The sequence below is a fragment of the Marivita sp. S6314 genome, from assembly GCF_023015985.1.
Taxonomy (GTDB): Bacteria; Pseudomonadota; Alphaproteobacteria; order Rhodobacterales; family Rhodobacteraceae; genus Marivita.
Genome location: NZ_JALKAO010000002.1, coordinates 187,871 through 211,078, shown reverse-complemented (window position 1 = coordinate 211,078; position 23,208 = coordinate 187,871). Strand labels below are relative to the sequence as shown.

Sequence of the window (23,208 nt, the reverse complement as noted above, 5' to 3'; positions counted from 1 at the left end):
GATCCGTTGAAATAAGCGTTGCCCTTGGACAATCCGGAAACGCGCTTTGGTCTTGCAATGCGCAGCAGACTCCGCCTCAGTCTGTACAGCCAAATGGGAGGCAACGCATGAAGTCACAAACGCGCGTGGTGGTGATCGGCGGCGGGATCGCCGGATGTTCAACGCTCTATCATCTGACCCAAGAGGGATGGAGCGATGTTGTTCTGGTGGAACGCGATGAACTGACCTCTGGCACCACCTGGCATTCCGCGGCGCAAGTGACCAACTTTGGCATGAACCAGACGATGGTGGGCCTCAAATCGCATTCCATCAAACTCTATAGGGAATTGGCGGACGATCCGGATTATCCGATCAATTACCACCACGGCGATGGGGGCATTCGCCTTGCCAACACAGACGCCCAGATGGATGGCTACCGCCATTTCGCGTCAATGGCGCGGGGGATGGGTGTGGAATACGAGGTGATCGACGCGCAGGAATGCGCACGGCGGCATCCGCTGATTTCGACCGATAACCTGCTGGGTGGCCTTTGGGATGGGCAGGACGGCGACATTGACCCCGCGCAACTGTGTCAGGCGCTGGCGCGCCGTGCCCGCAAAGCGGGGGCCGAGGTCTATCGCAACACGGCCGTGACTGGTCTGACCCAGCACAAGGACCACAGTTGGACCGTGCACACTGAACACGGCGACATTGACTGCGAGAGTGTCGTGAACGCCTGCGGCTACCGCGTGAACGAAGTGGGCGCGATGATGGGGGTGCATCACCCCGTCATGTCGATGGAGCACCAATACCTCGTCACCGAAGAAATCCCGGCCATCGAAGAGGCCGGCCACCGGATGCCGCTCTTGCGGTGTCCGATCAGTGATTATTACTGCCGTCAGGAAAAGAACGGGCTGCTGGTCGGGTTCTACGAACAGGACTGCAAGACCTGGGGTATGGACGGGATTGATGCGCATTTCGTGAATGCGCTTTGTCCGGATGATCTTGACCGGATCACCGACGTTCTGGAGGGCGCGTTTGCGCGGATGCCCGCGCTGATGGAAGTGGGGATTCACACGGTGGTGAACGGACCCATCACCTATACCATCGACGGCGCGCCGTTGGTGGGGCCGATTCCGGGCAAGCGAAATGCGTTTTGTATCATTGGCTTGCGCGCCGGTCTTGGTGAAGGTGGCGGGCATGGCTGGCTGCTGGCGCAACAGATCGTGCATGGAGAGGCGTGTTACGACACTTGGCCGCTCGACCCGCGCAGGTTTGCCGGGCACACCAATGTCGAACTGACCGCGCTGAAGGCGATCGAGGACTACCAGAACGAATTCCGGTTTCATTTCCCGAACGAGCACCGCCCGGCAGGTCGGATGGCAAAAACCACGCCACTCACGCCGGTTCTTGCCGCCGAGGGGGCTGCGTTCACGGTTGTGAATGGCTGGGAGCGGGCCGAGTATTTCAAGCCGTCGCCTGAGTTCAACGTGACCCATGGTTTTCGGTTTGATGAGACCTTCGATGTCGTCGCGCAAGAGGTGGCGGCGGTACAAAACGGGGTTGGTTTGTCCGAGGTCAATGGCTTCAACCGGTTGGAGATCACCGGGGCGGATGCCCGGAGTTTTCTTGATCGCATGATCTGCGGACGCCTGCCGCGAACGCCGGGAAATGTGGGGCTGGCCTATCTGCTCAATCACCACGGGATGCTGAAGAGCGAGGCGACGATCGCACACCTGCCTGCCTCGGATCGTGGACCTGAACGGCTCTGGTACGGGTCTGCGGCGGCGTCGGAGTTGCACGATTTGGATTGGCTTGGTCAGCATGTCAGGGATGACGAAGACGTGCAGATCCGGTCGCTGACCAATGACCAGACAATCCTCGTGCTGGCCGGTCCAAAGGCGCGACAGGTTCTGTCTCAGGTCAGTCGCGCGGATTGGTCAGCAGCGGCGTTTCCCTGGCTGTCGGTGCGCGAATGCTTCGTCGGGATTGCGCCCGCGACCGTCATGTCGGTCAGCTTTTCCGGAGAGTTGGCCTATGAAATCCACGTCCCCAACGCATCGCTTTATGCCGCCTATGTCGCGCTGCGTGCGGCGGGGGCGGACCATGGGCTGCGACTGTTCGGTGCGCTGGCCATTGACTCCATGCGGCTGGAAAAAGGCTACCTGCATTGGAAAGCGGACGTCCTGACCGAATTTGATCCGTATGAAACCGGGCTGGACCAGTTCGTGCGCCTGGACAAACCAGAATTTGTCGGCAAAGACGCCTTGATGGCGCGCCGCGCAAACGGGCCCGCGAAACGGCTGGTGACGCTGATCGTCGACAGCACGGAGGCTGCGGCGCATGGCGGCGCGTCCGTGATGATTGGGCCGGATGTTGTTGGGACCGTGACTTCCGGCGGGTGGGGACATCGCGTCGGCAAGAACATCGCATATGCGTTTGTTAACGCCGATGTGTCCGCGTCGGGTCAACGCTTTGAGATTGACTGCCTTGGCACGCGGGTGCCCGCCCATTGCGTTGATCCGGGCCTCTACGATCCCGATATGCGCCGCGTGCGCGGTTGACGGCGACGGGGGCTGGTTAGAGGGTTATTCGGCAGCCTGAACCTTGTGCATCTCACGCCAGCGCGTCGCGTCTGGAAGATGGCGCCAGCCAAAGGCGTGATCGCTGTCGCCATTTGCATTCAGATGATCAAGCCGTGCCACGGCCTCGGCAAGGGATGGCTGGCTGCCGGGTGTCACCCACCACATGGCAAAATGCATGCTGTCCATCACGTCGAACCAATCCTGCCGTTGCTGAAAGAACTGGCGGTGCAGCGTGTCGAACACAAACCGCTCAAGCGTCTGGGCCGATTCCCAGACCGAGACTGTGGCGATCAACCGGTCGTCGCCCAAGATCGGGTCTTTGGTTTCTTCGGCATTGCGCCACTGAAATCCAACCGAACGATCCGCAATGCCATTGATCCGGTCGATATTGTCGATGAATTTCGCAACGCGCGCGTCGTCGGCGTCATATTTCAATCGGGCGACGTTAATTTCGGCAAGATGTCGTGTCATGCCGAAACCTTATCAGCGCCGCACCGGGACGTATAGATTGATGTGGTGATCACACGCGCCGGGCAAAGATCACCTTTCCCAACCCGGCTTTCAGGCTATGATCGTTGTTCAAGGAACTCAGGGACAACGCACATGACCACACCAATCATCGCACAACCATCGCCATTTGCCGTCGAGGTCGAAGAGGGCAAATCCTATTTCTGGTGCGCCTGCGGTCAAAGCAGCAAGCAACCGTTCTGCGATGGAAGCCACAAGGATACAGGGATTGCGCCGGTGAAATACACGGCTGAGGCCAGCAAGCGTGTGTTCTTCTGCGGGTGCAAGCACACCGGCAAGGCACCGCTGTGCGATGGCGCTCATAGCAAGCTGTAAGTGCTGGGCACGTTGACGTCGGTCTGGAGGGCCAGAACCCGCGGCCGTGCATCGGCGTCGTCGTGGAAACTCGAAGGCGAAAAAGTGGTGGCGTGGGGGGGACTCGAACCCCCGACCTAACGATTATGAGTCGTTCGCTCTAACCAACTGAGCTACCGCGCCACGGTGGGCGGGTGCTATGACAGTGGCGCTACGTCGTCAAGTGGAATCGGCCAAAATTCAAAGCTCTACAGCCCAATTTTTCGAGGTCGTTTTTTTCCGGTCAAGACCAGCAGGCGGACCCGCTATTTGACGATGTGTTCGTCCTTTACAAACATGTTTGCCCAGGCGCGATCAATCAACTCGGGCGTCATCTTGTAAGGCCAGCCTTCAAAGTCACAAACCGCGATCATCTGGTCGATCAGGAAGACCGGCTGATAGTTGGCGTACACGTTTTTGATCGTCGGATATTTGACTTTCAGAAGATGAATCAGCGACTTCTCGCAAAGCTGCATCTTCTTTTTCTTCGCCACCATCGAGAAGATCTTGAGGAAGTTGGCCTGATCCGGGCCGTCGATCTTGATCTTGAAGAAGATACGACGCAACGCGGCGGTGTCGAAAATCTCGTTCGGATGGAAGTTGGTCGAAAAGATCACCAGCGTATCAAACGGCACTTCGAATTTTTCGCCCGATTGCAGCGCGAGAATATCGCGCGCTTCTTCAAGTGGAACAATCCAGCGGTTGACCAGCTTTTGCGGCGGTTCCGCCTGACGGCCAAGGTCGTCCACGATAAAGATGCCGCCGGTTGATTTAAGCTGTAGCGGGGCCTGATAGGTCCGCGCGGTCGGGTTGTAGACCAGATCCAGCATATCCAGCGACAGTTCCCCGCCGGTGATCACCGTGGGGCGGTCGCACAGCACGTAGCGGGTATCGAACCGGTTGGTGAGCCGCAGGCCAGAGCTTTGAGATGCGCCTTCGGCGGCGGAATGGACAATCGGGTCATAGACCGTGATCACCTGCCCCGCGTATTCGATGGCGTGGGGGATGTAGATCTTGTCGCCCATCGCGTCGCGGATGCCGTTGGAAATCGACGATTTCCCGTTGCCGGGGGGGCCGTACATCAGGATTGACCGTCCCGCGCCCACGGCAGGGCCAAGATTGCCCAAAAGATCTTCGGGAAGCACCAGATGCCCCATGGCCCCGACCAGTTGCTCACGGGTGATATGGATGTTGCGGATCGACTGGCGTTTGACCTGTTCGGCATAAACCGCCAGCGGAACCGGCATCGCGCCGTAATACTCCGACTGTGCCAGCGCATCGAGCGCGCGTGCCTTGCCCGCATCGGTCAGCTGATAGCCCATCTCTGACCCGTTATTGGCGTTCAGAGTACCGGTTGCTTCCAGCAAAAGCTGACCACGGGCATAGTCGATCAGTTCTTGTGTGATCGGCACGGGAAGGCACACGGACCGCGCGACATCGGATGCGGTTGAGACGTTCTTGCGAAAGATCGTCTTGAGCATGATGTCACGCATCATCACCGGTTGAAGATGCATGTCTTCCATGCGCTTCGGTGGAGAAGGCGCCATCACGGCGTTGGTCTGCATGTTCATCGTGTGCCCCGGTTCTGAATTGCCAGATACAGTTGCCGGAACTGTGTCAGGTCAATGTGGCAACAGAAGGGCTAGGGCGGGACCGGTTGTTGGCGGATTACTTGCCGAACCAGACCCCAAGACCCAGGTAAAGCGCCAGTGTGCCGCCCAGTGCCAGACCCATCGGGAACTTGGCATTTGTCCAGCTTTCCCAATGCGGTGCAACGTTCTTGAGGGCGGTATATTTGCCGATACGATGCGTGACAAAGGCCGCCAGCAGGTTGGCGGCAAAGAGCGCCACCAGGAACCGCACATCACCCAACTGGATAAAGGGTGCTGCGGCAGCGGCAAACTTGGCGTCCCCGGCCCCCATCACACCCCCGGCATTCAGGGCAATCCCGGCGACCAGCACCACGATCACATGCACATAGCGCCACGCGTAGACATCAAGGGGCAGGGCAATGAGACCCACCACCGCGAAGACAAGGAACAGCAACACCACCATCTGGTTCGGAATGCGCATGTCGCGCATGTCCGAAAAGGCCACATAGATGCAGATGGGTAGCGCAAACGGCAGGAATAGCAATGCGGAATAGGCCGAGATATCCATCAGGACGCTCAGTTCACGACATTGGATTCAAGCGCTTTCAGACTGCGGGCGGCGGCTTCGAAGTGTTGCGGATGCGTTTCAATGGCTTCGCGCATCAGGCCTTGCCCGGTGATCACATCGCCACGTTTGACGGCGGCCAGACCCATGGAGTGCAACAGCTCTGCCCGTTCGACCTGTGACATCGGAATGACCGGCAGCACGTAATTGCCCTGCGCGCCGCGCGCCAGAACCATGTTGTTCTTGGCGGTAAATAGCGTGGGATCGTTCTGGATCGCTTGCGCAAACAGGCGCTCGGCACCGGCAGAGTCGCCGCGTGTCAGTTTCGAAAAGCCCCAGTTGTTCATCACCGAAGCCGGTTTCGTGGTCAGCCCGACAGCGGTTTCGTAAAAGCTGTCGGCCTTGTCCCACTGTTCGTTGCTGTCTGCGATCATCGCCTCAAGGCGGTAGCGCTTGTAGGTTTCATGGGTCGGCGGGATCGCGTTCAAAACGGTTTCCGCGCGGTCCCATTCGTTGTTACGGATCAGTGCATCCGCCAGTTCAACCCGGTCATCGTTTGTCGCGTCGTCATGTGCCACGACGCGTGCCCAGGCCGAGACACCTTCGGTATGGCGCTTGGCACGCACCAAAGACAGCGCCAGCCCCCGCATCAGATCAATGCGATCGGGGTCAACCTTGTCTGCGCGTTGGAAATAAGACACGGCTTCGTTGGGGTCTGAAACCGTCAACATCACATCATTCAGATTTGTGCCGTCAATCGCGTTGACGCCCTGAAATTCGCGATCGACCGCTTCGCTATCAATGCCTTGCTCACATCCGGCAAGGACAAACGCCCCTGTCACACACAGGGTCACGATAAAGGGATGGCGCATTTTTGCGTCCTTTTACTGCTCTGCCTCTTTACTGTGTCGGACGGACCAAGAAATCACTTCGACCGCGCCGCACAAGCTTATATTGTTGTTCTTCTTCGACGTTATACTGCGAATTTTCCATTTTTGCGAGTGCCAAGCGAAGATTATCGCGAATTGCAACACTTTCGCCATTATCCAAGGCAAATGCGCGACGAAAGACCTGTGCCGCTTCGGCCGTTTGGTTGCGTTCGATCAGCACAACACCAAGATTATTCCACGCATCCGGCGTTTCGGGGTCTTCCTTGACCGCACGGCGCAGCAGCTCTTCCGCCTGGTTCAGACGCCCCAAGGCAAGATTGACAGATCCAAGCGATGTGATGATCTCGGGTGTTAACCCTTGTTCTGCGGCAGCCAATCGAAAGGCGCTCAGGGCAAGTTCGTATTCCTGTGCGGCCATCAGACGATGGCCAACGGTCAACTGATCCACTTGTGTGCCGCGCGGATCAATGCTTGGCGCGAAAACCGGATCATCAGACGTGGAAAAGCCGCCCGGTCCACAGGCGGCAAGTCCCAGACTTAAACACAGGGCCCATACACGGCCTAGTTTCATAGGGTTACGGCCCTGTCATTTGTCCCAATTGCTGGATGCCCATCGCCGAAGGACCCACAAGGATGATCAGCAGCGGCGGCACCGTCAGCATCATAGTGCACAAAGTCATTTTGGTGGGCAACTTGTTTGCCTTCTCTTCCGCACGCATGACCCTTTTGTCACGCATTTCGGCGGCATACACCCGCAGCGCGTCTGAAATCGGCGTACCGAAGCTTTGGCTTTGGTTCAACACTGTGACAAAGGACATCACGTCCTGCACGCCGCAGCGTTCGCCCATGTCATTCAGAACTGACGACTTGTCTTTACCGGCCTTCATCTCGTAGCTGACCAGTTCAAATTCTTCGGCAAGGCTGGGGTAAGAGGCGCGCAGTTCGCGGCTCACCCGGACGATCGACTGGTCCATGGATTGCCCGGCCTCGACACAGACCAGCATCATGTCAAGGCTGTCGGGAAAACCGCCCTCGATCTCTTCCTGACGTGTTTGCACCCGTTTGGTGATCCAGTATTTCGGGAACATGTATCCCAAAGCACCGGGGCCAAGCGTGTACATCAGCGTTTGCTGCGTCGTGGCTTGCGAGGAATCCATGATCAGCGTGAAATAGGACACGCCCAGAATGAGCCCGCCAATTCCCAGCGCGAACTGCAGAAAGTAGAAATACTGCACCGCGTCCTTGCCACGATAGCCCGCCTGCAAAAGCTTCATCCGGATATCGGACAGCTCTTTTTCGTTCTGCGGTTCAAGGAAATGGGCGTATTTGTTCAGCTTTTCGTTCTTGCGTGTGTCACGCAGCACCGCCCGTGTTTCGGCATCCAGTTTCTGCCGTCCCGACTTGTTGTCCAACCGATCCATCGGGTTCGGTTTGGAGACAAAGAACATCGGAATGGCCAGAAGCAACAGCAGGATACCCAGACCGGCAATCGCGATCATCGGTCCAGCGGGCCCCAGGGCATTCACCATAATGGCGTTGAAAGTTTCCATATCCGGACCTCAGACTTTGATGTTCACGAGCATGCGCATGACGAACAGGTTGACCGTCAGGAACCCGCCCACCAGGAAACACGCGGGGATAAACCACGGGTGGTCCATGACCTCGTCATAGTAATGCGGGTCGTTCACCTGAATGACGATCAGACACAGCACGGGGAAGCTTGACAGGAATTTGCCCGACCACTGCGCTTCGGCGGTGATCGCCTTGACGCGGCGGAACAGGCGGAACCGCGCACGGATCACCTTGGCCAAACCTTCAAGGATCTCGGCCAGGTTACCACCGGATTGCTGCTGGATCGACACCGCAACCGCCAGAAAGCGCATGTCCTGCATGTCCAGACGTTCGGCCATCGCCTTGAGCGCCTCACCGATGTCCCGTCCATAGCTGGATTCGTCCGAGATGATCCCGAACTCCGTCGCCAGAGGGTCTTTGATTTCCTTCGACACAATCGAAATCGCCGAGGAAAACGGGTGTCCAACGCGCAGCGACCGGACCATCAGTTCAACCGCGTCGGGCAGTTGTTCCTCGATCATCGCGATGCGCTTCTTGGCCTTGTTGTTGACCCACATGAACACGCCACCGACACCCATGCCGATGCCCATCACGATGCGCACGGCCAGTCCGGATTCCGTCCCGATGGTCAGCCCGACAAACGACACAAAACTGACCGCGATCATGATCAGGATCAGTTGTTTGGGTGTAAACGCGATTGCGGCTTTCTGTGCCCGATCCGCAAGGATCGAATAAAGCGGCATCCCGCGCGAGGACATGTGTTGGTCCATCTCCTTGCGGAGTTTGGCCAGCACCTCTTCGCGCTTGGTGCCCTTGTCGAGCATCTCAAGCCGTCGGTTGACGCGCTTGTTCAGGCTGATCGATTTGCCAAAGGCAACAAGATAGACGCCTTCGACAAGGACCAGTACGGCCACGAAGATCAGGCCATAGACGATGGGTTCTGCACTCAGGGTCATGGTCAGTGGTTCCCGTTGAAGGGTTCATAGATAGACGGCGGCAAATCATAGCCCCACATCTTGAAGCGCTCCGAGAAGTTGGAGCGCACGCCGGTCGCGGTGAAGTGACCGATGATCTTGTTTTCTGGCGTCAAACCAACACGCTGGAAGCGGAAGATTTCCTGCATGGAGATCACCTCGCCTTCCATCCCGGTAATCTCTGTGATGGAGGTCATGCGACGCGACCCGTCCTGAAGGCGCGAGGCTTGCACGATCAGGTTCACAGCGGAAGAAATCTGCGACCGCATCGCCTTGAGCGGCATCTCGATCCCGGCCATGGCGATCATGTTTTCCAGACGGCTCACCCCGTCGCGGGCGCTGTTAGCATGGATCGTGGTCATGGACCCGTCGTGACCGGTGTTCATGGCCTGCAACATGTCGATGACTTCCTCGCCACGCGTTTCCCCAACGATGATCCGGTCAGGACGCATCCGCAGGGCGTTTTTCAAACAGTCGCGCGGCGTGACCGCCCCCTTGCCTTCAACGTTGGCAGGGCGGCTTTCCATCCGGCCCACATGTGTCTGTTGCAGCTGAAGTTCCGCCGTATCCTCGATCGTCAGGATGCGTTCCGCGTCATCGATAAAGGATGACAGGGCGTTCAGAGTGGTCGTTTTACCGGAACCGGTACCGCCCGACACGATGATGTTCAGGCGGGTGGCGACTGCGGCTTGCAGGTAGACGGCCATTTCCTCGGTAAAGGCGCCGAAATTAACAAGGTCGTCGATGCTCAGCTTGTCGGTTTTGAACTTACGAATGGAGACAAGACTGCCATCCACCGCAATCGGCGGCACCATTGCGTTGAAACGCGATCCGTCCTGCAAACGGGCGTCCACATACGGGTTGGATTCATCAACTCGACGTCCCACAGCAGACACGATCTTGTCGATGATCCGCATCAGGTGCTTTTCATCTTTGAAGGTCACGTCGCTCAGTTGCAGCTTGCCTTCGCGTTCCACGAAGATCTGCTGCGGGCCATTGACCAGAATATCGCTGACGGTTTCATCCTTCAGCAGGGTTTCGAGCGGACCAAGGCCCTTGACTTCGTCATACAGCTCCTGGTTCAGCGACGTACGCTCTTCGCGGTTCAGGACCATGCCTTTTTCCTGAAGGCTTTCGGTCGTGATCGCGCTGATTTCTTCTTTCAGTTCGGCTTCCGTCGCCTGATCCAGGGCGGCCAGGTTCAGGTTGTCCAGCAGCGCCCGGTGCAGTTCCAGCTTGATCTCACTCAACCGTTCCTTGCGCTTTTTATCGCGATCCACGGTGCCGGCATCGGCAGCCTTTTTAACAGGCAGCACACGGCGTTTGACCCTGTTTGGGTCAACGGAATCCGGTGGATTGGCCGCTGCAGAAGGTGCAGCTTTGGCCGCAACGGCAGCAGCCGGGGCGTCGGCAGTCTTTTTATAGCGCGAGAACATACACGTTTTCCTTAGGCTGCTTCAGCGTCGGACTGACCGACTTCGAACAATGATTGCGCAAGTTTGGCGATCTCCTTGCGGAGCGGGTTCTTGGGTTGCTGCAAGCCCAGAGGCTGACCATGGTCACCGGCTTCGGCAACCGCCTTGCCGCCATCGGGCATTTGCAAATCAACCGAAATTTCAAGGCTTTCCTGCATGCGCTTCAGGCGGCTCTTGCCTTGAAGATCGGTAAAGCGGGGCGCCCTGTTCAGGACAAAGCGGATTTTTTCAAACGGCAGGTCTTCGGATTGCAACGCGCGCTTCAGACGGTAGGTGTTTTGCGCGGACCGCATGTCCAATTCGATGACACCGAAATAGACCTGCGCGGCGTACAGTACGGTTTCGGACCACTGCACGAGGCTGGGCGGCATATCCACCACGACAAAATCGAAATGGCGCGCTGCAGTGTCCAGCAATTGCTGGATTTCGGCCTGACCGACGATGTCCAAAGGCGGCAGGTCCGCCGGGGACGTAAAGACCTGTAGCCGGTCCTCAAAGGTCTCCAGCGCTTGCGCAAAGCTGTCGTCATCCATCGTCTCGATGTCTGTCAAAAGCTCAAGCACGGATTCGCGACGCTGCACATCAAGATAGGTGGATACCGCCCCGAACTGCAGGCCCAGATCAATGATGCAGACTTTGGGGTTCGTTTCCTTTTTCTTGCCAACGGTGGCCAATTCCCAGGCCAGGTTGGTGGCAAAGGTGCTGGCGCCACATCCGCCTGCCATGCCTTGCACGGCAATGATCACCCCGTCGCCATCATGCGACAGCGTGACGGCCGATCCATCGGCACCTTGGGCCTGGGGCAGGGAGGCCGTGCGCATCCGTTCGATGGCGGCGTCCAGTTCACCTTCGGGAAGCGGGTAGGGGACAAATTCGTCCGCACCCTGACGCAGCAGATGATGCAGCGCCGACGGCGTGACATCATGCGCGATCAGGACAACCTTGATCTGACGCGCTTTGGCCGCCGCGATGATCGCGGACAGATGATCCACGTTGGCTTCATCTTCTTCGTCAATCGCAAGAGCTACGAATTCAAGCTGTTCACCGTCTGGCTGCGAAAAGAAATGCAGGGCTTCATCAAATCCCAGATCGCCCCAACCTTCGCCAAGCACGGCTTCCATGTCTTCGATCAGAAGATCAAACTCCTGCACATCCCGGCTGATTGTGCACGCAACAAGCGGCGCCGGTTCAGGGGTGCTTGGTAGGATACTCGTCATTTGCCTCGTTTCCTCTTACTTTCCAGCGCCGGTCAGATGCGTTCTGCATATCGCGGACGATGGTCCCGACTCGGTCGGGATGGACTGCTACGGTCCGAAAGTCGGTGGAAAACTTGGCAACATTGGGGCCGAATTACCGAAATTGTACGGTATTTCAGGCCGATGGGGCGGTCCCCGCAGGGACCACGCCTTTATTCTTCGGTGGCAAAGTCGCTGCCTTCGATGCCGGTCAGACGGCTTCTTGGGATCGCGCTGTTGATGTATTCGCGGTAAATGATCTCGGCATATTTGCCTTCAAGAACCGTTGGATGCGACCCGACAAAGCCCGAAACTTCGGTCACGGTGCGCCGATTGCGGCGTTCGCGGCCTTCGGTCACGATCAGCGGCTGGGTTTCCCCAAAGGACACCACCGCCTCAAGCCGCGACTTGGAAATACCTTGCGATGCAAGGAAGTTCACAACCGCATGGGCCCGGTTCAGACCAAGACGCTTGTTATAGGCTTCGCTGCCCACGGCATCGGTATGACCATAGACACGGAACCGGACTTCGGGGAACTGGCGGATCCAATGCGCCTGTTCGCGCAACGTGTCCCGCGCACCGGAATCCAGCACCGCGCTGTTGAATGCAAAGTTGACGGTTGTCATCACTTCGCCGGCAAATCGTTGCGACAAATCATAGGCATAGCGCTTTTCGCCATTCATGATCTGCGTGTTGTTCATGGTCGCGTTGCCGAAGTTGCCGGTATCGACAAGGGCACCCGCCTCGCGATTGAAGGCGCTGTAGACCGGATCATTTCCCGCACAGGCGGCAACAAAGGCCAATCCGGTCAGAACGGCAGGGATACGGAGGTTTTTCTGAAGTGCCATCGCCTCAATCCATCACATAGCCATAAGACCCGCTAAAGTCTTGTTTGGCAACTTCCCCGGCGGCGCCACGCAACGGGCGTGTGTCATTCGCAACGCGCCCGAACAGGAACAGGTCTTTTTCCGAGGGTGGACGCACCCGATCCGTGGGCAAGGCCAGCGCTTCGCCGCGGGTCGGTGTGACCAGATGCGGAGTGACGATGATCACAAGCTCTGACTGTTCGCGCTGGTATTCCGCACTGCGGAACAATGCACCCAGGACGGGGATGTCCCCAAGCCACGGCACCTGACCATTCAGATCGCGGAAGTCATCCTGCAACAGACCGGCAATCGCAAAGCTTTCACCATCGCGCATTTCAACGGTTGTCGACGTTTCGCGGCGGGAAAACCCGTCGATGCGAATAGAGCCGATATCGATCCCGCTATCCGGATCAAGCGAGGAGACCGCCGCCTCCAGCTCAAGATTGATCAAGTCCTTGTCGACGACCCGCGGGATGAAGTTCAATTCAACACCAAAGGGTTTGAACTCGACCGAGATGCGGCCGTTTTCCTGTGACACCGGCACCGGATACTCGCCACCTGCGAGAAACTTCGCTTCCTGACCGGACAACGCGGTCAGGTTCGGTTCCGCCAACGTGCGGACAACGCCTTTGGATTCAAGGGCTTCCAGAAGGATGCCAACCTCAAGTCCGCCAGATGTAAAGCCAAACAGGATGCCGCCTTCGGTCCCAGGCGACACGGTCACCGGTGATCCCAATGTGTTGCCACTGTCGATCCAGGTCCCGGTTTCACTGCCGATCCCAAGATCGCCATCCAGAACCGTGCCGCCCAGCGACACCGAGGATTTCAGCGCCTTGGAGACAGACCGCTGCATTTCGGCAAAGCGGACTTTCAGCATGACCTGCTGCACACCGCCCACCGACATCAGGTTCGACACGCGTTCCGGGGCGTAGCGTTCCGCCAGTTCCAGCGCGCGTTGCATGCGCGCAGTGCTGGACACCACACCCGACAGGACGATCCCGTCATTGGCCGACCGGACCTCGATCTTCTCGTCCGGAATGATCTGACGCAGACGTTCTTTGAATTCGCTCAGGTCAGGGGCGACCTTGACATCGACATTCGTAATCAGCTGACCGTTCCCATCAAGGATGGTCAGCGTGGTTGTCCCCGGCGTCTTGCCAAGAACGTAGATGCTGCGATCCGACAAGGAAGAGATGTCCGCGATCGACGGGTTCGCGATGCTGAGTTCGGCGAAGGGAACTTCGCTTTCAACCACCACCGCCCGGTTCATCGGGACGTTCAGCGCGGATTCCGTGTTTTTTCGAATGACACGCAACGTGTCGGCTGCGACCGACTGCGCGATTGGGGTAAGGGCAAGAACCGCACCCAGAAGGGCGGCCTTGAAGGGACTGCTCGTGTACATGTGACCTGCCTTTCGGATCACGCCTCGGAAGTGGGTCTTTTCGCCCAATATTCGGTACAGGGTGCGTCAAGTCGCGTTTTATTGCAAGAATCAATGATTTCAGTGCAACGCTTCATGTGGATAAGGCGCAACAATCCGTTGCGCCTTTCCAAATTGCTGAGTGTCGTTCCGGACCACATAGAGTGGACGCAGCGTCAATTTGTACAAGGGATTGGGATTTCCATCACCTCACCGCCTTTGCGGGTCCGGATCGAACAGGATTGCTCGGCCTTGGGCATGACCCGCTCTTCGGCTTTGGTGATGCCCAAAAGTGACATCTGGTTGACCTCAATGGCTTCCGCGACGGTGTCGTCCTGGCGGCCAAGCAGCGACAGGGACAACCGCCCGGTCGATTGCGCTTGAGCCAATGCTGCGACCTGCTGTGGGCTGGCCGATACGGTGACCGTCCGCGCAATGGTGGCGCTGTTGGCATCCACCTGCGAAGTCTGGTCAATCGCGATCAGCTTCACACCGGTCTCGATCAGTTTTGTCACATCGCCATCGGGCATGTCGGTGTCGATGCTCTTGACGCGACCCGTCCAGTATACATCCACCCGGTCCCCCGGCCGTAGGAAACCCGACACGCCAGAGGCCACGTCCACCTTGATTGCAAAGGCCCGCTGACCGCGGTCCAGACGCGACGTCAGGCCCGCATCCCCGCCCGGTTCGCTGACCTTGGCTGTCATGAACGCTTCGTTCAGCTCAATCCGCCGCAGGGCCACGCGCAATTCATCGCCTTCGACAACGATGGGGGTTGCCTCGTCGAAAAAGTCTTCGGGAAGTGTTTGTTTCGGCCAATGAGCCAGTTTCACATCTTCCGGCTGGATCAGCTCGCCATATTCGATCGCACGTGTCGCAACATAGATCTGTTGCGTTGGCACAGCCTCGGTTGCGCGATCGCGCTCTTGTTGAAGCGCGTTTTCATACGCACCGATGTAGTTCTGGGCCATGTAAACCGCGAACCCTGCCAAGCCCAAACCGGCGATCAGTACCAGTCCAAAGACGATACGCATATTGCCTCCTTTCAAGACCCGGTCAGAAAACCTGCCCAGGAACCCTATTGTTTCCAATCTTGTACAGCCCGATTGTGGCGGCTCCTTGGATCAATTGTGACCGAAGCAAGAAATCGTCACGCCACAACAGAAAGAGGCGCCGCAAAGGGCGCCTCTTCATGACTGATCGACCTATCCCAATTGAAAAGGGAGCGCCGAGGCGCACCCTGATCAAAGCCAAGAGCTTTTCGCTTAGCTTCCGAAGCCGTCGTTTTGGCCGGCAACGGCACCACCTGCGGCGCCAATCAGACCAACAGAGTTGGTTTCGATTGTCGTCCAGGCAGCAACTGCCAACCCTACGACCGCGGCGGTAAGAACAACCCAGTCAACTGTGACTGCGCCGTCTTCGTCCTTACGGAATTTATTCAGAAAACTTGTCACGCTATACTCCTTCGTATTAGGCGGCTGGGAAAGGCGCAATTGGCGCACCTTTCCCGAGGGATATTTCTATCCTAAGGAGCTATTAGCTGCCGAAGCCGTCGTTCTGGCCAGCAACCGCGCCACCTGCAGCACCGATCAGGCCTGTGGTGTTGCCTTCGATTGCTGTGTAGGCTGCAACTGCGAGGCCCACGACCGCGGCTGTCAGAACAACCCAGTCAACTGTTACGGCGCCGTTTTCGTCTTTGCGGAAGTTTTTGATGAACTTGATCATGTTAGTCTCCATTAGTCCTAGTTTTGCTCACGTTGGCCAAGTCCGGAACTTTGTGTTGAGCGCTCTCTCTTTCGCTCCATCCCGTCTTGGATGAGTAGTTTTTGACCTTGGATTGGGGCAGCAGTTTGACGCGATTGGTCCGATTTTGCAGCCTGCGAAAAAAGCGACCTATTTTCGCCCAACACATTGTTTTAAAACGCTTAAAAAAAATCAATTAAGCTAACTTTTCATTAATACCGGCTTTTTTCGGGGGTTTCGCGAATTGCATTGAAGCCGGAATAGAAACGAAATGGCTTTGACGTGCAGATTGTGCGATAATTCGGAAAAACGGGTATCGAGCAGGAACCTGACAATGAATCGATTTTTGATCATGGCGGTCTGTGCCATGTCGTTCTGTACGACCGGCGCATATGCAGAACCGGCCCCATTTCCCGAATTTTCCGCCAAACGCGTCAAGCCACCGTCATCGGGAGCCAAGAAACGCATCACCGTCCAAATCGCCCCGCAAGCGCCTCGCGTGGCTGCAGCACCCGCAACCCCGGCCGCGCAACCGCGGGCCGGTGGTGGCGACACCTATTCGTGGTTCTGGGGCGACATTTCCCCATCTCTTGATGCCAAGGGCCCGGGGCGTTTGGGGCCCGCCTTAGTGCGTCTGTCCAATCCACCGGCAGGGCAAGGCGTTGCTGCCCCACGTTTGCAGGACCTGCAGAACATCGCCGAACAACATGGGCGCGAGATCCTGATGACCACCGTGGGCACGCGTGTATCCCCAGCATTGGCGCTTGCCGTCATCGCGGTTGAATCGTCGGGTCGGCAGGACGCCCAAAGCTCTGCCGGGGCGCAAGGGCTGATGCAGCTCATGCCCGCCACCGCCGAACGCTTTGGCGTTCAGGACCGCCTGTCCCCTGCGCAGAACATCAAGGGCGGCGTGGCCTTCCTCGATTTCCTGATGGAGACGTTCGACAACGACGTCATTCTTGTGCTGGCCGGGTACAATGCCGGGGAAAACGCCGTGCTGCGCAACAACGGGGTTCCCGACTATGCCGAAACGCGCGCTTACGTGCCCAAGGTGCTGGCGGCGTTCCAGACCGCCAAGGGCCTGTGCCTGACGCCGCCACAGCTTGTCACCGATGGCTGTGTGTTCCGCGTCGCATCACGGTAGCACGGCACCGGGGTTCATGATGCCCTTGGGATCCAGCGCGTCCTTGATGGCCCGCATGCTTGCCAGTTTGACCGGATCGCCATAGCGGGCCAAATCGGCTTTCTTCAGGCGGCCAATGCCGTGTTCGGCACTGATCGATCCGCCAAGATCATGTGTGATGTCATGCACCACCCGTTTGATCCGGTCGCGTTCCTCAAGAAAGTCATTGCGCGACTGTCCGGGCGGCGGAAAGACATTATAGTGCAGGTTGCCATCGCCCACATGGCCAAAGCAATTCACCCGGAACGCCCCGATTTCGGAAATCGCCTGTCCGACACGGGAAATAAACACCGGCAATTCGCCCAGCGGCACAGACACATCATGGCTTGAGACCGATCCGATCCGGCGGTTGGCCTCGGGGATGTGTTCCCGTACCGACCAGAATTCGGTCCGTTGCGCTTCGGATTGCGCGATCACGGCATCGTTGGAAATGCCCTCGGCTTCTGCGCTCATGAACAGGTCTTCAAGTGCCGCCTGCGGATCAAGTCCGCGCGGCAGCCCGATATCAATCAACACCATCCATTCTGGCGGCTGCCCGGAAAACGGTTGCCGGATGTCCGGCAGTTGCTCGGTCAGAAAGTCGAGGCCCGTCTTATGTATCAACTCAAAGCCACTGACGCTCTCTCCCAACTGCGCGCGCGCCAGGGACAACAGCTCAAGCGCGGCAGTGGCGTCGCGGATGGCAAAAAACGCGGTGCCCTGGCTTGCCGGTTTCGGAAAAAGCTTGAGCGCCGCGGCGGTGATGATCCCCAAGGTGCCCTCTGCCCCAACCAGAAGATTGCGCAGATCGTAGCCGGTGTTGTCTTTGCGCAGACGCTTAAGCCCATGCCAGATCGATCCATCCGGCATCACCGCTTCCAGCCCCAGACACAGGTCACGCGCATTTCCGTAGCGCAGCACGTTCACCCCTCCGGCATTTGTGCTCAGCAACCCGCCAATCCGGGCCGACCCTTCAGAGGCCAGCGACAAGGGGAACAACCGATCCTGCTCTGCCGCCGCTGACTGGATATTGGCCAGGATGACCCCGGCATCGGCGATCAGAACGTTCTCTTGCGGATAGACCGCGCGGATGTTCGTCATGCGCTCCAGCGACAGGATCAGCGGCGTCTTGGCATCGCTGTCCGGTGCGATCTGGCCGCCGACAAGCCCGGTGCCACCCCCATAGGGCACAATACCAATCCCTGCGTCGCCACAGGCTTTGACCAAGGCGGCAACCTCTTGCGTTGTGCGCGGGCGCGCAACAAATCCGCCAGCGCCCTGCCAGCGGCCACGCGGTTCTTCAAGGTAGGATTGCTCAGCCGGTGCAAACATATCGGCTGTAAAATGCTGAGACAGCGTGTCGATGAAAGAACTGTCAGCAGAATCGCGCGGCATGAATCGTCTCCGGATCAAGGGTCTTGGGCATCTCTCAGCCATTGCGGCTGCAGAACCACCACCGTAGGCCGCGACGGCAAATCCCGCAATGACAGCTCCAGGAACGCGCTGTCGCGGCGGTCGATGATGAAACTGTCCTGCACCTGTTCCAGAAAGGCATCGAGCGCAAACCCCGAAAACCAGTGCATCGGGATCACAACGCTGGACTTGAGCCGCTCCACGATCCGCACCATCACCTCGCGGGGCAGGGTATAGCCGCCGTCCACCGGCACCATGACCACATCCAGCCGCCCGATCGCGGCGTATTGCTGTTCATTGGGTTCGTGATGCAGGTGGCCCAGATGGCCGATACACAGGCCTTCAACTTCGAAGATAAAGATCGAATTGCCGTTTTCCTCGGTCCCGCCCATGCGCGACCGGATATCGGTCGAGACGTTGCGCACAAGCATCTCGCCCAGGTCAAGGTGATGCTCAATCCCTTCCCCGAACGGCCCCCAGCCGGGCAGAACATGCTTGATGGCCGGATCGGGATAGGCGGTCCAATGGGTCTCGTGCGCGTGGTTCATGGTCACGACATCCGGGATCATCTGCGTGTTGCCCAGGAACCCGGTGAAATCCGTGGCAACGTTCAAGCCGCCCGGTGTCTGCAACAGAAAGGTTGCATGCGCGACATAGTGAAGACGGACGCTGAACTCGGGCACCGGTTCGGTCCAGGACGCTTTATGGATATAGGCGGCACCGGGAGTGGCGTCAGCGATGGCAAGGCAGTGGCTTGCCCGGCGCGTCTCGGATTGGGCCATTGCGGCTCCGGCAACGCAAGTCAGGCAAAGTGTGAACAGCAGCTGGGCCAATCTCATCGCAATACCTCCTGCCGAAAAGGTAGCTCAGCGCCGGGACGGTGCAAGCCTCTTTGAAGAGGCTTGATCAAGGCCGTTCGAACGGCCTTTTACCCGGCATCCGTCCGTCCGCGCCGGTCCAGCCGCAGTTGCGCGTAAAGGACATGCGTGCGCCAGCGTCCGTCGATCTGCAGATAGCTTTGCGCCACACCTTCGTATTTGAACCCGGATTTTTCCAGCAACCCGCGCGAGGCCTGGTTTTCCGGCAGACAGGCGGCCTCGATCCGGCTCAGATCCAGGCGATCAAAGGCATAATGCACCACCGCCTCGATGGCTTCGCGCATATACCCTTCGCGCGCGAAGGGCTCGCCAATCCAGTAGCCCAGCGTGCCCGCCTGTGCCGGACCACGCCGGATATTGTCCAGCGTGATCGCGCCCAGAAGCATATTGTCCTCGCGCCGCAACAGGAACAACGGCACCGCCGTCCCGCTCGAAATTGCGCGATTGGCCCAATACACCCGGTTGGTAAAAGCTCTCCGGCTCAGATGGTCTTCGGCCCAGCTGGGTTCCCACTTGGCCAGAAAGGCCTCGCTGTCGCGCCGCAGGGCACTCCACGGATTGAAATCGCTGTGCATCGGTGGCCGCAGCACCATCCGCTCTGTATCCAGCCGGAGTTTGCGCCGCAGTCCGAGCATCAGGCCACGCGACGTTGATGCAAAGCGTCCAGATCCGGTGCGGCGTCCACAGGGCCATAAAGCGCCAGTGCAGCCGGGGCTTCGCGCACCAGATGATCGGCAAACGCCCGCACGTCCCCGGTGGTCACGCTGTCGATGCGCGACACGGTGTCTTCCAGCGCCGGAACCTCGCCCCAGATCTGGGTCATACGCGCCAGCCGTTCACAGCGCGACGACGGGCTTTCCAGCCCCATCAGCAAGCCCGCCTTCATCTGCGCCCGCGCCCGCGCCACCTCGGCAGGGGACATGTCGTCTGCGGCGCGTTTCATCTCGTCAACGGTCAGATGCGCAAGATCGTGGATCTCGTCCCCGCTGGTCCCGGCATAAATCGTTGTCATGCCTGTGTCGCTATAGGCGCCGGTCTGGGCAAATATGGTGTAACAGAGCCCGCGCTTTTCGCGGATTTCCTGGAACAGACGGCTCGACATGCCGCCGCCAAGTGCCACCGAATAGACCTGTGCGGCATAAAACGCCGGATCGCGGTATCCCGGCGATTCAAACGCCAGCGCGATATGGGCCTGTTCCAGATCCTTGACCTGACGGCTTTCGCCGCCTTCAAACTGCGCACTGTCGGCGGAAAGCGCAGGGCGGTTGGGCATATCGGCAAACAATGCTTCGGCCTGCCGCACAACCGCCTCGTGATCAACCGCACCGGCCGCTGACAGGATCATCTGATCGGGGCCGTAATGCTCGGCCACAAAGGTCCGAAGGTCGGCTTCGGAAAAGCGCGATACGCGGTCGGTCTCGCCAAGGATGGTGCGGCCAAGCGCCTGATCGGGATAGGCGCGCTCTTGCAGCCAGTCAAAGATCACGTCGTCCGGGGTATCCAGCGCTTGCCCGATTTCCTGCAGGATCACGTGGCGTTCCACCTCGATCTCTTTGGGGTCAAACACAGGGTTACGCAAAATGTCCGCGATCACATCCAGCGCCAGCCCGGTATCGCTGCGCAGCACACGCGCGTAATAGGCTGTGACCTCGCGCGACGTGTAGGCGTTGATATACCCGCCCACATCCTCAATCGCCTCGGCGATCTGCAACGCGCTGCGCGTCTCGGTCCCTTTGAACGCCATATGCTCCAGGAAATGCGCGATGCCGTTCTGCTCGGGGCGCTCGTGCCGCCCGCCTGCGGTCACCCAGATCCCGATAGCGGCGCTTTCCAGACCGGGCATATGCTCGGTGACGATGCGAAAGCCGTTTGAAAGCGTGGCGGTCTGGACGGTCAAGAGGCGATCCGATCTTTGATAAGCGTTTCAAGTTGGGCAAGGTCGTTGGGCACCCGCGTCAGCCGTTCGTCACGGTCAAACAGGTCCGCCATCCGCTCGGGCAGGGGCGGGCGGATGCCGCTGGCCTTTTCAACCGCGTCGGGGAATTTGGCGGGATGCGCGGTGGCGAGGGTGATCATCGGCACGCTCGGGTCCTTCAACTTTTCCGCAACCTGCACACCGATCGCCGAATGTGGGCAAAGCAACTCGCCCATATGCGCGTTGGCATGTGTGATCATCGCAAGTGTTTCCTCCTCGGACACGCGCCCGCTGTCATAGTGTTCGCGCAGCACCTGCATCGCGCCTTGGCTGACGTGGAAGCCACCTGCTTTGAGTTCACCCATCAGTTGCGCCACCGCATTGCCATCGCGGTCATAGGCATCGAACAAGGCGCGTTCAAAGTTCGACGACACCTGAATGTCCATCGACGGGCTGATCGACGGGGTGACGCTGTCGGTCACATAGCCGCCCGTGCTCAGGCAGCGGTGCAGGATGTCGTTCTGGTTCGTTGCTACCACCAGCCGGTCAATCGGCAGGCCCATGCGCTTGGCGATATAGCCTGCGAAGATGTCCCCGAAATTTCCGGTCGGCACCGTGAAGCTGACTTTGCGATCCGGGGCACCCAAAGACACGGCAGACGAGAAGTAGTAAACCACCTGCGCGAGAACGCGGCCCCAGTTGATCGAGTTCACACCCGCCAATTTGACCCCATCGCGGAAGTCGAAATCGTTGAACATGTCCTTGAGCCGCGCCTGACAATCGTCAAAGTCGCCCTCAAGCGCCAACGCGTGCACGTTGGATTCGGTCGGCGTGGTCATCTGGCGGCGCTGCACTTCAGACACGCGGCCATGCGGGTAAAGAATGAACACATCCACCGCGTCCAGACCCCGGAATGCTTCAATCGCGGCAGAGCCTGTATCGCCCGACGTCGCCCCGACGATGGTCACACGCTTGCCAGAGCGCGAAAGCGCCTCCTGAAACATCTGACCGATCAGCTGCATCGCAAAGTCTTTGAAGGCCAGCGTCGGCCCGTGGAACAGCTCCAGCAGGAAATGCCCCGATCCCAGTTGCACCAAAGGCGCGCGGGCGTCGTGGCCGAACGTGGCATAGGCCTTGGCGATCAGGTCCGCGAACACCTCATCGGTGAATGCGTCACCCACAAACGGGCGCATGACGCGGTAGGCGATGTCCTCATAGGGCAGGCCGTGCATCGCGCGGATGTCGTCGGCAGACAGCGTCGGGATCGTTTCGGGCACATAGAGGCCCCCATCGCGGGCGAGGCCCGACAGCATCGTGTCTTCAAATCCAAGCGCCGGGGCTTTGCCGCGGGTCGAGATGTATTGCATCAGGCCGTGCCTTCCTTGCCTTTGCGTTGCCGCCAGATAAACGTGCCCGTCATCACCACCCAGATAAAGGCGAGCGAAAACCACGTAATCGCGTATTGCAGGTGATCGTTTGGAATCCCGCTGGTGTCCACCGGCAGGGGCGTCACACCGGGATCAGGTGGCGACATGTTGCGGGCAATCACCAACACCGGTTCTGTGCCCAGCACCTCTGACATCTGGTCGATGTCCCGCGCAAACCATGTGTTGCCCGCGATGTCATTCTCGGGTGTCGAACTGTTGCGGTCATCCGGCCAGTGCAGATTGCCCTGCACCTCCACCGTCTCGCCCAGCCGCGTACGGTCGGCGTCGCGCTGGTCCACGGGGATAAAGCCCCGGTCCAACAGGACGCGCCGCCCGTCATTCAGCGTGTAGGGCGAGATCACGCGGTATCCCGCGCCGATCCGTTTTTGCGACACCAACACCAGCGCTTCCTCTGAACCGATCTCTCCGATCAGCGCGACGGGCTGGTAGCGGTCCCGGTCAGGCATCACCACAGACAGGGGTGGGATCGCTTCGAACGGACCGCTGATACGCTCTTCAATCTCGGCCAGAACACCGCGCTTCCACTCAAGCCGCTGCATCTGCCATGTGCCCAGCCACAGCAGGATCGCGGTCCCGATCAGACCAAACAGCAATGGGACGATATGTCGGGACAATTCGGGCTCCGGTACATGACA

Annotated in this window: 23 protein-coding genes and 1 tRNA gene; 3 read left to right on the top strand and 21 right to left on the bottom strand. The window is 58.8% G+C overall.

Going from position 1 to position 23,208, the window contains the following annotated elements:
- Positions 1 to 107 precede the first annotated feature (107 nt).
- On the top strand, positions 108 to 2,543 hold the full coding sequence (locus MWU54_RS05395; RefSeq protein ID WP_247081361.1) for an FAD-dependent oxidoreductase: 2,436 nt from the start codon (positions 108 to 110) through the stop codon (positions 2,541 to 2,543).
- A gap of 24 nt (positions 2,544 to 2,567) precedes the next feature.
- Here MWU54_RS05395 and MWU54_RS05390 read toward each other — a convergent pair whose 3' ends face one another.
- Positions 2,568 to 3,035 (bottom strand): DUF3291 domain-containing protein, encoded by a 468-nt coding sequence (locus MWU54_RS05390; RefSeq protein ID WP_247081359.1) that lies wholly within the window; start codon positions 3,033 to 3,035, stop codon positions 2,568 to 2,570.
- Between the two features lie 132 nt (positions 3,036 to 3,167).
- On the opposite strand from MWU54_RS05390, the gene MWU54_RS05385 reads away from it, so the two are divergent.
- The gene (locus MWU54_RS05385) at positions 3,168 to 3,407 is read left to right on the top strand and encodes a CDGSH iron-sulfur domain-containing protein (protein WP_247081357.1); all 240 of its coding nucleotides are present in this window, start codon (positions 3,168 to 3,170) and stop codon (positions 3,405 to 3,407) included.
- 85 nt (positions 3,408 to 3,492) lie between these two features.
- Here MWU54_RS05385 and MWU54_RS05380 read toward each other — a convergent pair.
- The 14 genes from MWU54_RS05380 to MWU54_RS05315 all read right to left on the bottom strand — a co-directional run bounded on the left by MWU54_RS05380 (position 3,493) and on the right by MWU54_RS05315 (position 15,739).
- Positions 3,493 to 3,569, bottom strand: a tRNA-Met gene (locus MWU54_RS05380).
- A gap of 122 nt (positions 3,570 to 3,691) precedes the next feature.
- The gene (locus MWU54_RS05375; RefSeq protein ID WP_247081354.1) at positions 3,692 to 4,996 is read right to left on the bottom strand and encodes an ATPase; all 1,305 of its coding nucleotides are present in this window, start codon (positions 4,994 to 4,996) and stop codon (positions 3,692 to 3,694) included.
- A gap of 97 nt (positions 4,997 to 5,093) precedes the next feature.
- Positions 5,094 to 5,585 carry a prepilin peptidase gene (locus MWU54_RS05370; protein WP_247081351.1) on the bottom strand — a complete coding sequence of 164 codons (492 nt, stop codon included), beginning with the start codon at positions 5,583 to 5,585 and terminating at the stop codon, positions 5,094 to 5,096.
- An 8-nt stretch (positions 5,586 to 5,593) separates the two neighbouring features.
- Positions 5,594 to 6,454: a tetratricopeptide repeat protein gene (locus tag MWU54_RS05365; protein WP_247081348.1), complete on the bottom strand. Its 861-nt coding sequence runs from the start codon at positions 6,452 to 6,454 to the stop codon at positions 5,594 to 5,596.
- Positions 6,455 to 6,482: 28 nt separating this feature from the next.
- Complete coding sequence (locus tag MWU54_RS05360; RefSeq protein ID WP_348647606.1) at positions 6,483 to 6,920, bottom strand: tetratricopeptide repeat protein; 438 nt, start codon at positions 6,918 to 6,920, stop codon at positions 6,483 to 6,485.
- Between the two features lie 127 nt (positions 6,921 to 7,047).
- On the bottom strand, positions 7,048 to 8,022 hold the full coding sequence (locus MWU54_RS05355; protein WP_247081344.1) for a type II secretion system F family protein: 975 nt from the start codon (positions 8,020 to 8,022) through the stop codon (positions 7,048 to 7,050).
- Between the two features lie 9 nt (positions 8,023 to 8,031).
- Positions 8,032 to 9,000 (bottom strand): type II secretion system F family protein, encoded by a 969-nt coding sequence (locus MWU54_RS05350; protein WP_247081342.1) that lies wholly within the window; start codon positions 8,998 to 9,000, stop codon positions 8,032 to 8,034.
- Positions 9,001 to 9,002: 2 nt separating this feature from the next.
- The gene (locus MWU54_RS05345) at positions 9,003 to 10,454 is read right to left on the bottom strand and encodes a CpaF family protein (RefSeq protein WP_247081340.1); all 1,452 of its coding nucleotides are present in this window, start codon (positions 10,452 to 10,454) and stop codon (positions 9,003 to 9,005) included.
- Between the two features lie 11 nt (positions 10,455 to 10,465).
- The gene (locus tag MWU54_RS05340) at positions 10,466 to 11,710 is read right to left on the bottom strand and encodes an AAA family ATPase (protein WP_247081338.1); all 1,245 of its coding nucleotides are present in this window, start codon (positions 11,708 to 11,710) and stop codon (positions 10,466 to 10,468) included.
- Between the two features lie 191 nt (positions 11,711 to 11,901).
- Positions 11,902 to 12,576 carry an OmpA family protein gene (locus MWU54_RS05335; protein WP_247081336.1) on the bottom strand — a complete coding sequence of 225 codons (675 nt, stop codon included), beginning with the start codon at positions 12,574 to 12,576 and terminating at the stop codon, positions 11,902 to 11,904.
- Between the two features lie 4 nt (positions 12,577 to 12,580).
- A complete protein-coding gene (locus tag MWU54_RS05330; protein ID WP_247081334.1) occupies positions 12,581 to 13,996 on the bottom strand; it encodes a type II and III secretion system protein family protein in 1,416 nt (471 codons plus the stop codon).
- Positions 13,997 to 14,190: 194 nt separating this feature from the next.
- Entirely contained in the window at positions 14,191 to 15,048 is an 858-nt protein-coding gene (cpaB, locus tag MWU54_RS05325) for a Flp pilus assembly protein CpaB (protein ID WP_247081332.1), read from the bottom strand.
- A gap of 231 nt (positions 15,049 to 15,279) precedes the next feature.
- The gene (locus MWU54_RS05320) at positions 15,280 to 15,468 is read right to left on the bottom strand and encodes a hypothetical protein (RefSeq protein ID WP_247081330.1); all 189 of its coding nucleotides are present in this window, start codon (positions 15,466 to 15,468) and stop codon (positions 15,280 to 15,282) included.
- An 82-nt stretch (positions 15,469 to 15,550) separates the two neighbouring features.
- Positions 15,551 to 15,739: a hypothetical protein gene (locus MWU54_RS05315; protein ID WP_247081328.1), complete on the bottom strand. Its 189-nt coding sequence runs from the start codon at positions 15,737 to 15,739 to the stop codon at positions 15,551 to 15,553.
- Between the two features lie 352 nt (positions 15,740 to 16,091).
- Here MWU54_RS05315 and MWU54_RS05310 point away from each other — a divergent pair, with 352 nt between their 5' ends.
- Entirely contained in the window at positions 16,092 to 16,901 is an 810-nt protein-coding gene (locus MWU54_RS05310) for a lytic transglycosylase domain-containing protein (protein WP_247081326.1), read from the top strand.
- On the opposite strand, the gene MWU54_RS05305 is transcribed toward MWU54_RS05310, so the two are convergent.
- From MWU54_RS05305 to MWU54_RS05280, 6 genes are all read right to left on the bottom strand, one after another.
- Complete coding sequence (locus MWU54_RS05305; protein ID WP_247081325.1) at positions 16,893 to 18,314, bottom strand: FAD-binding oxidoreductase; 1,422 nt, start codon at positions 18,312 to 18,314, stop codon at positions 16,893 to 16,895. The two genes, MWU54_RS05310 and MWU54_RS05305, sit on opposite strands and share 9 nt — an antisense overlap.
- A gap of 14 nt (positions 18,315 to 18,328) precedes the next feature.
- Positions 18,329 to 19,171 (bottom strand): MBL fold metallo-hydrolase, encoded by an 843-nt coding sequence (locus MWU54_RS05300; RefSeq protein ID WP_247081323.1) that lies wholly within the window; start codon positions 19,169 to 19,171, stop codon positions 18,329 to 18,331.
- 89 nt (positions 19,172 to 19,260) lie between these two features.
- The gene (locus MWU54_RS05295; protein ID WP_247081321.1) at positions 19,261 to 19,845 is read right to left on the bottom strand and encodes a GNAT family protein; all 585 of its coding nucleotides are present in this window, start codon (positions 19,843 to 19,845) and stop codon (positions 19,261 to 19,263) included.
- On the bottom strand, positions 19,845 to 21,107 hold the full coding sequence (locus MWU54_RS05290) for a pitrilysin family protein (protein ID WP_247081319.1): 1,263 nt from the start codon (positions 21,105 to 21,107) through the stop codon (positions 19,845 to 19,847). Before MWU54_RS05290 ends, MWU54_RS05295 begins: the two co-directional genes overlap by 1 nt.
- Positions 21,104 to 22,492, bottom strand: a complete 1,389-nt coding sequence (thrC, locus tag MWU54_RS05285; RefSeq protein ID WP_247081317.1) for a threonine synthase — start codon at positions 22,490 to 22,492, stop codon at positions 21,104 to 21,106. Before thrC ends, MWU54_RS05290 begins: the two co-directional genes overlap by 4 nt.
- Positions 22,492 to 23,187, bottom strand: coding sequence for an SURF1 family protein (locus MWU54_RS05280; protein WP_247081315.1), 696 nt, complete (start codon positions 23,185 to 23,187; stop codon positions 22,492 to 22,494). The genes thrC and MWU54_RS05280 overlap by 1 nt, the downstream gene beginning before the upstream one ends.
- Positions 23,188 to 23,208 lie beyond the last annotated feature (21 nt).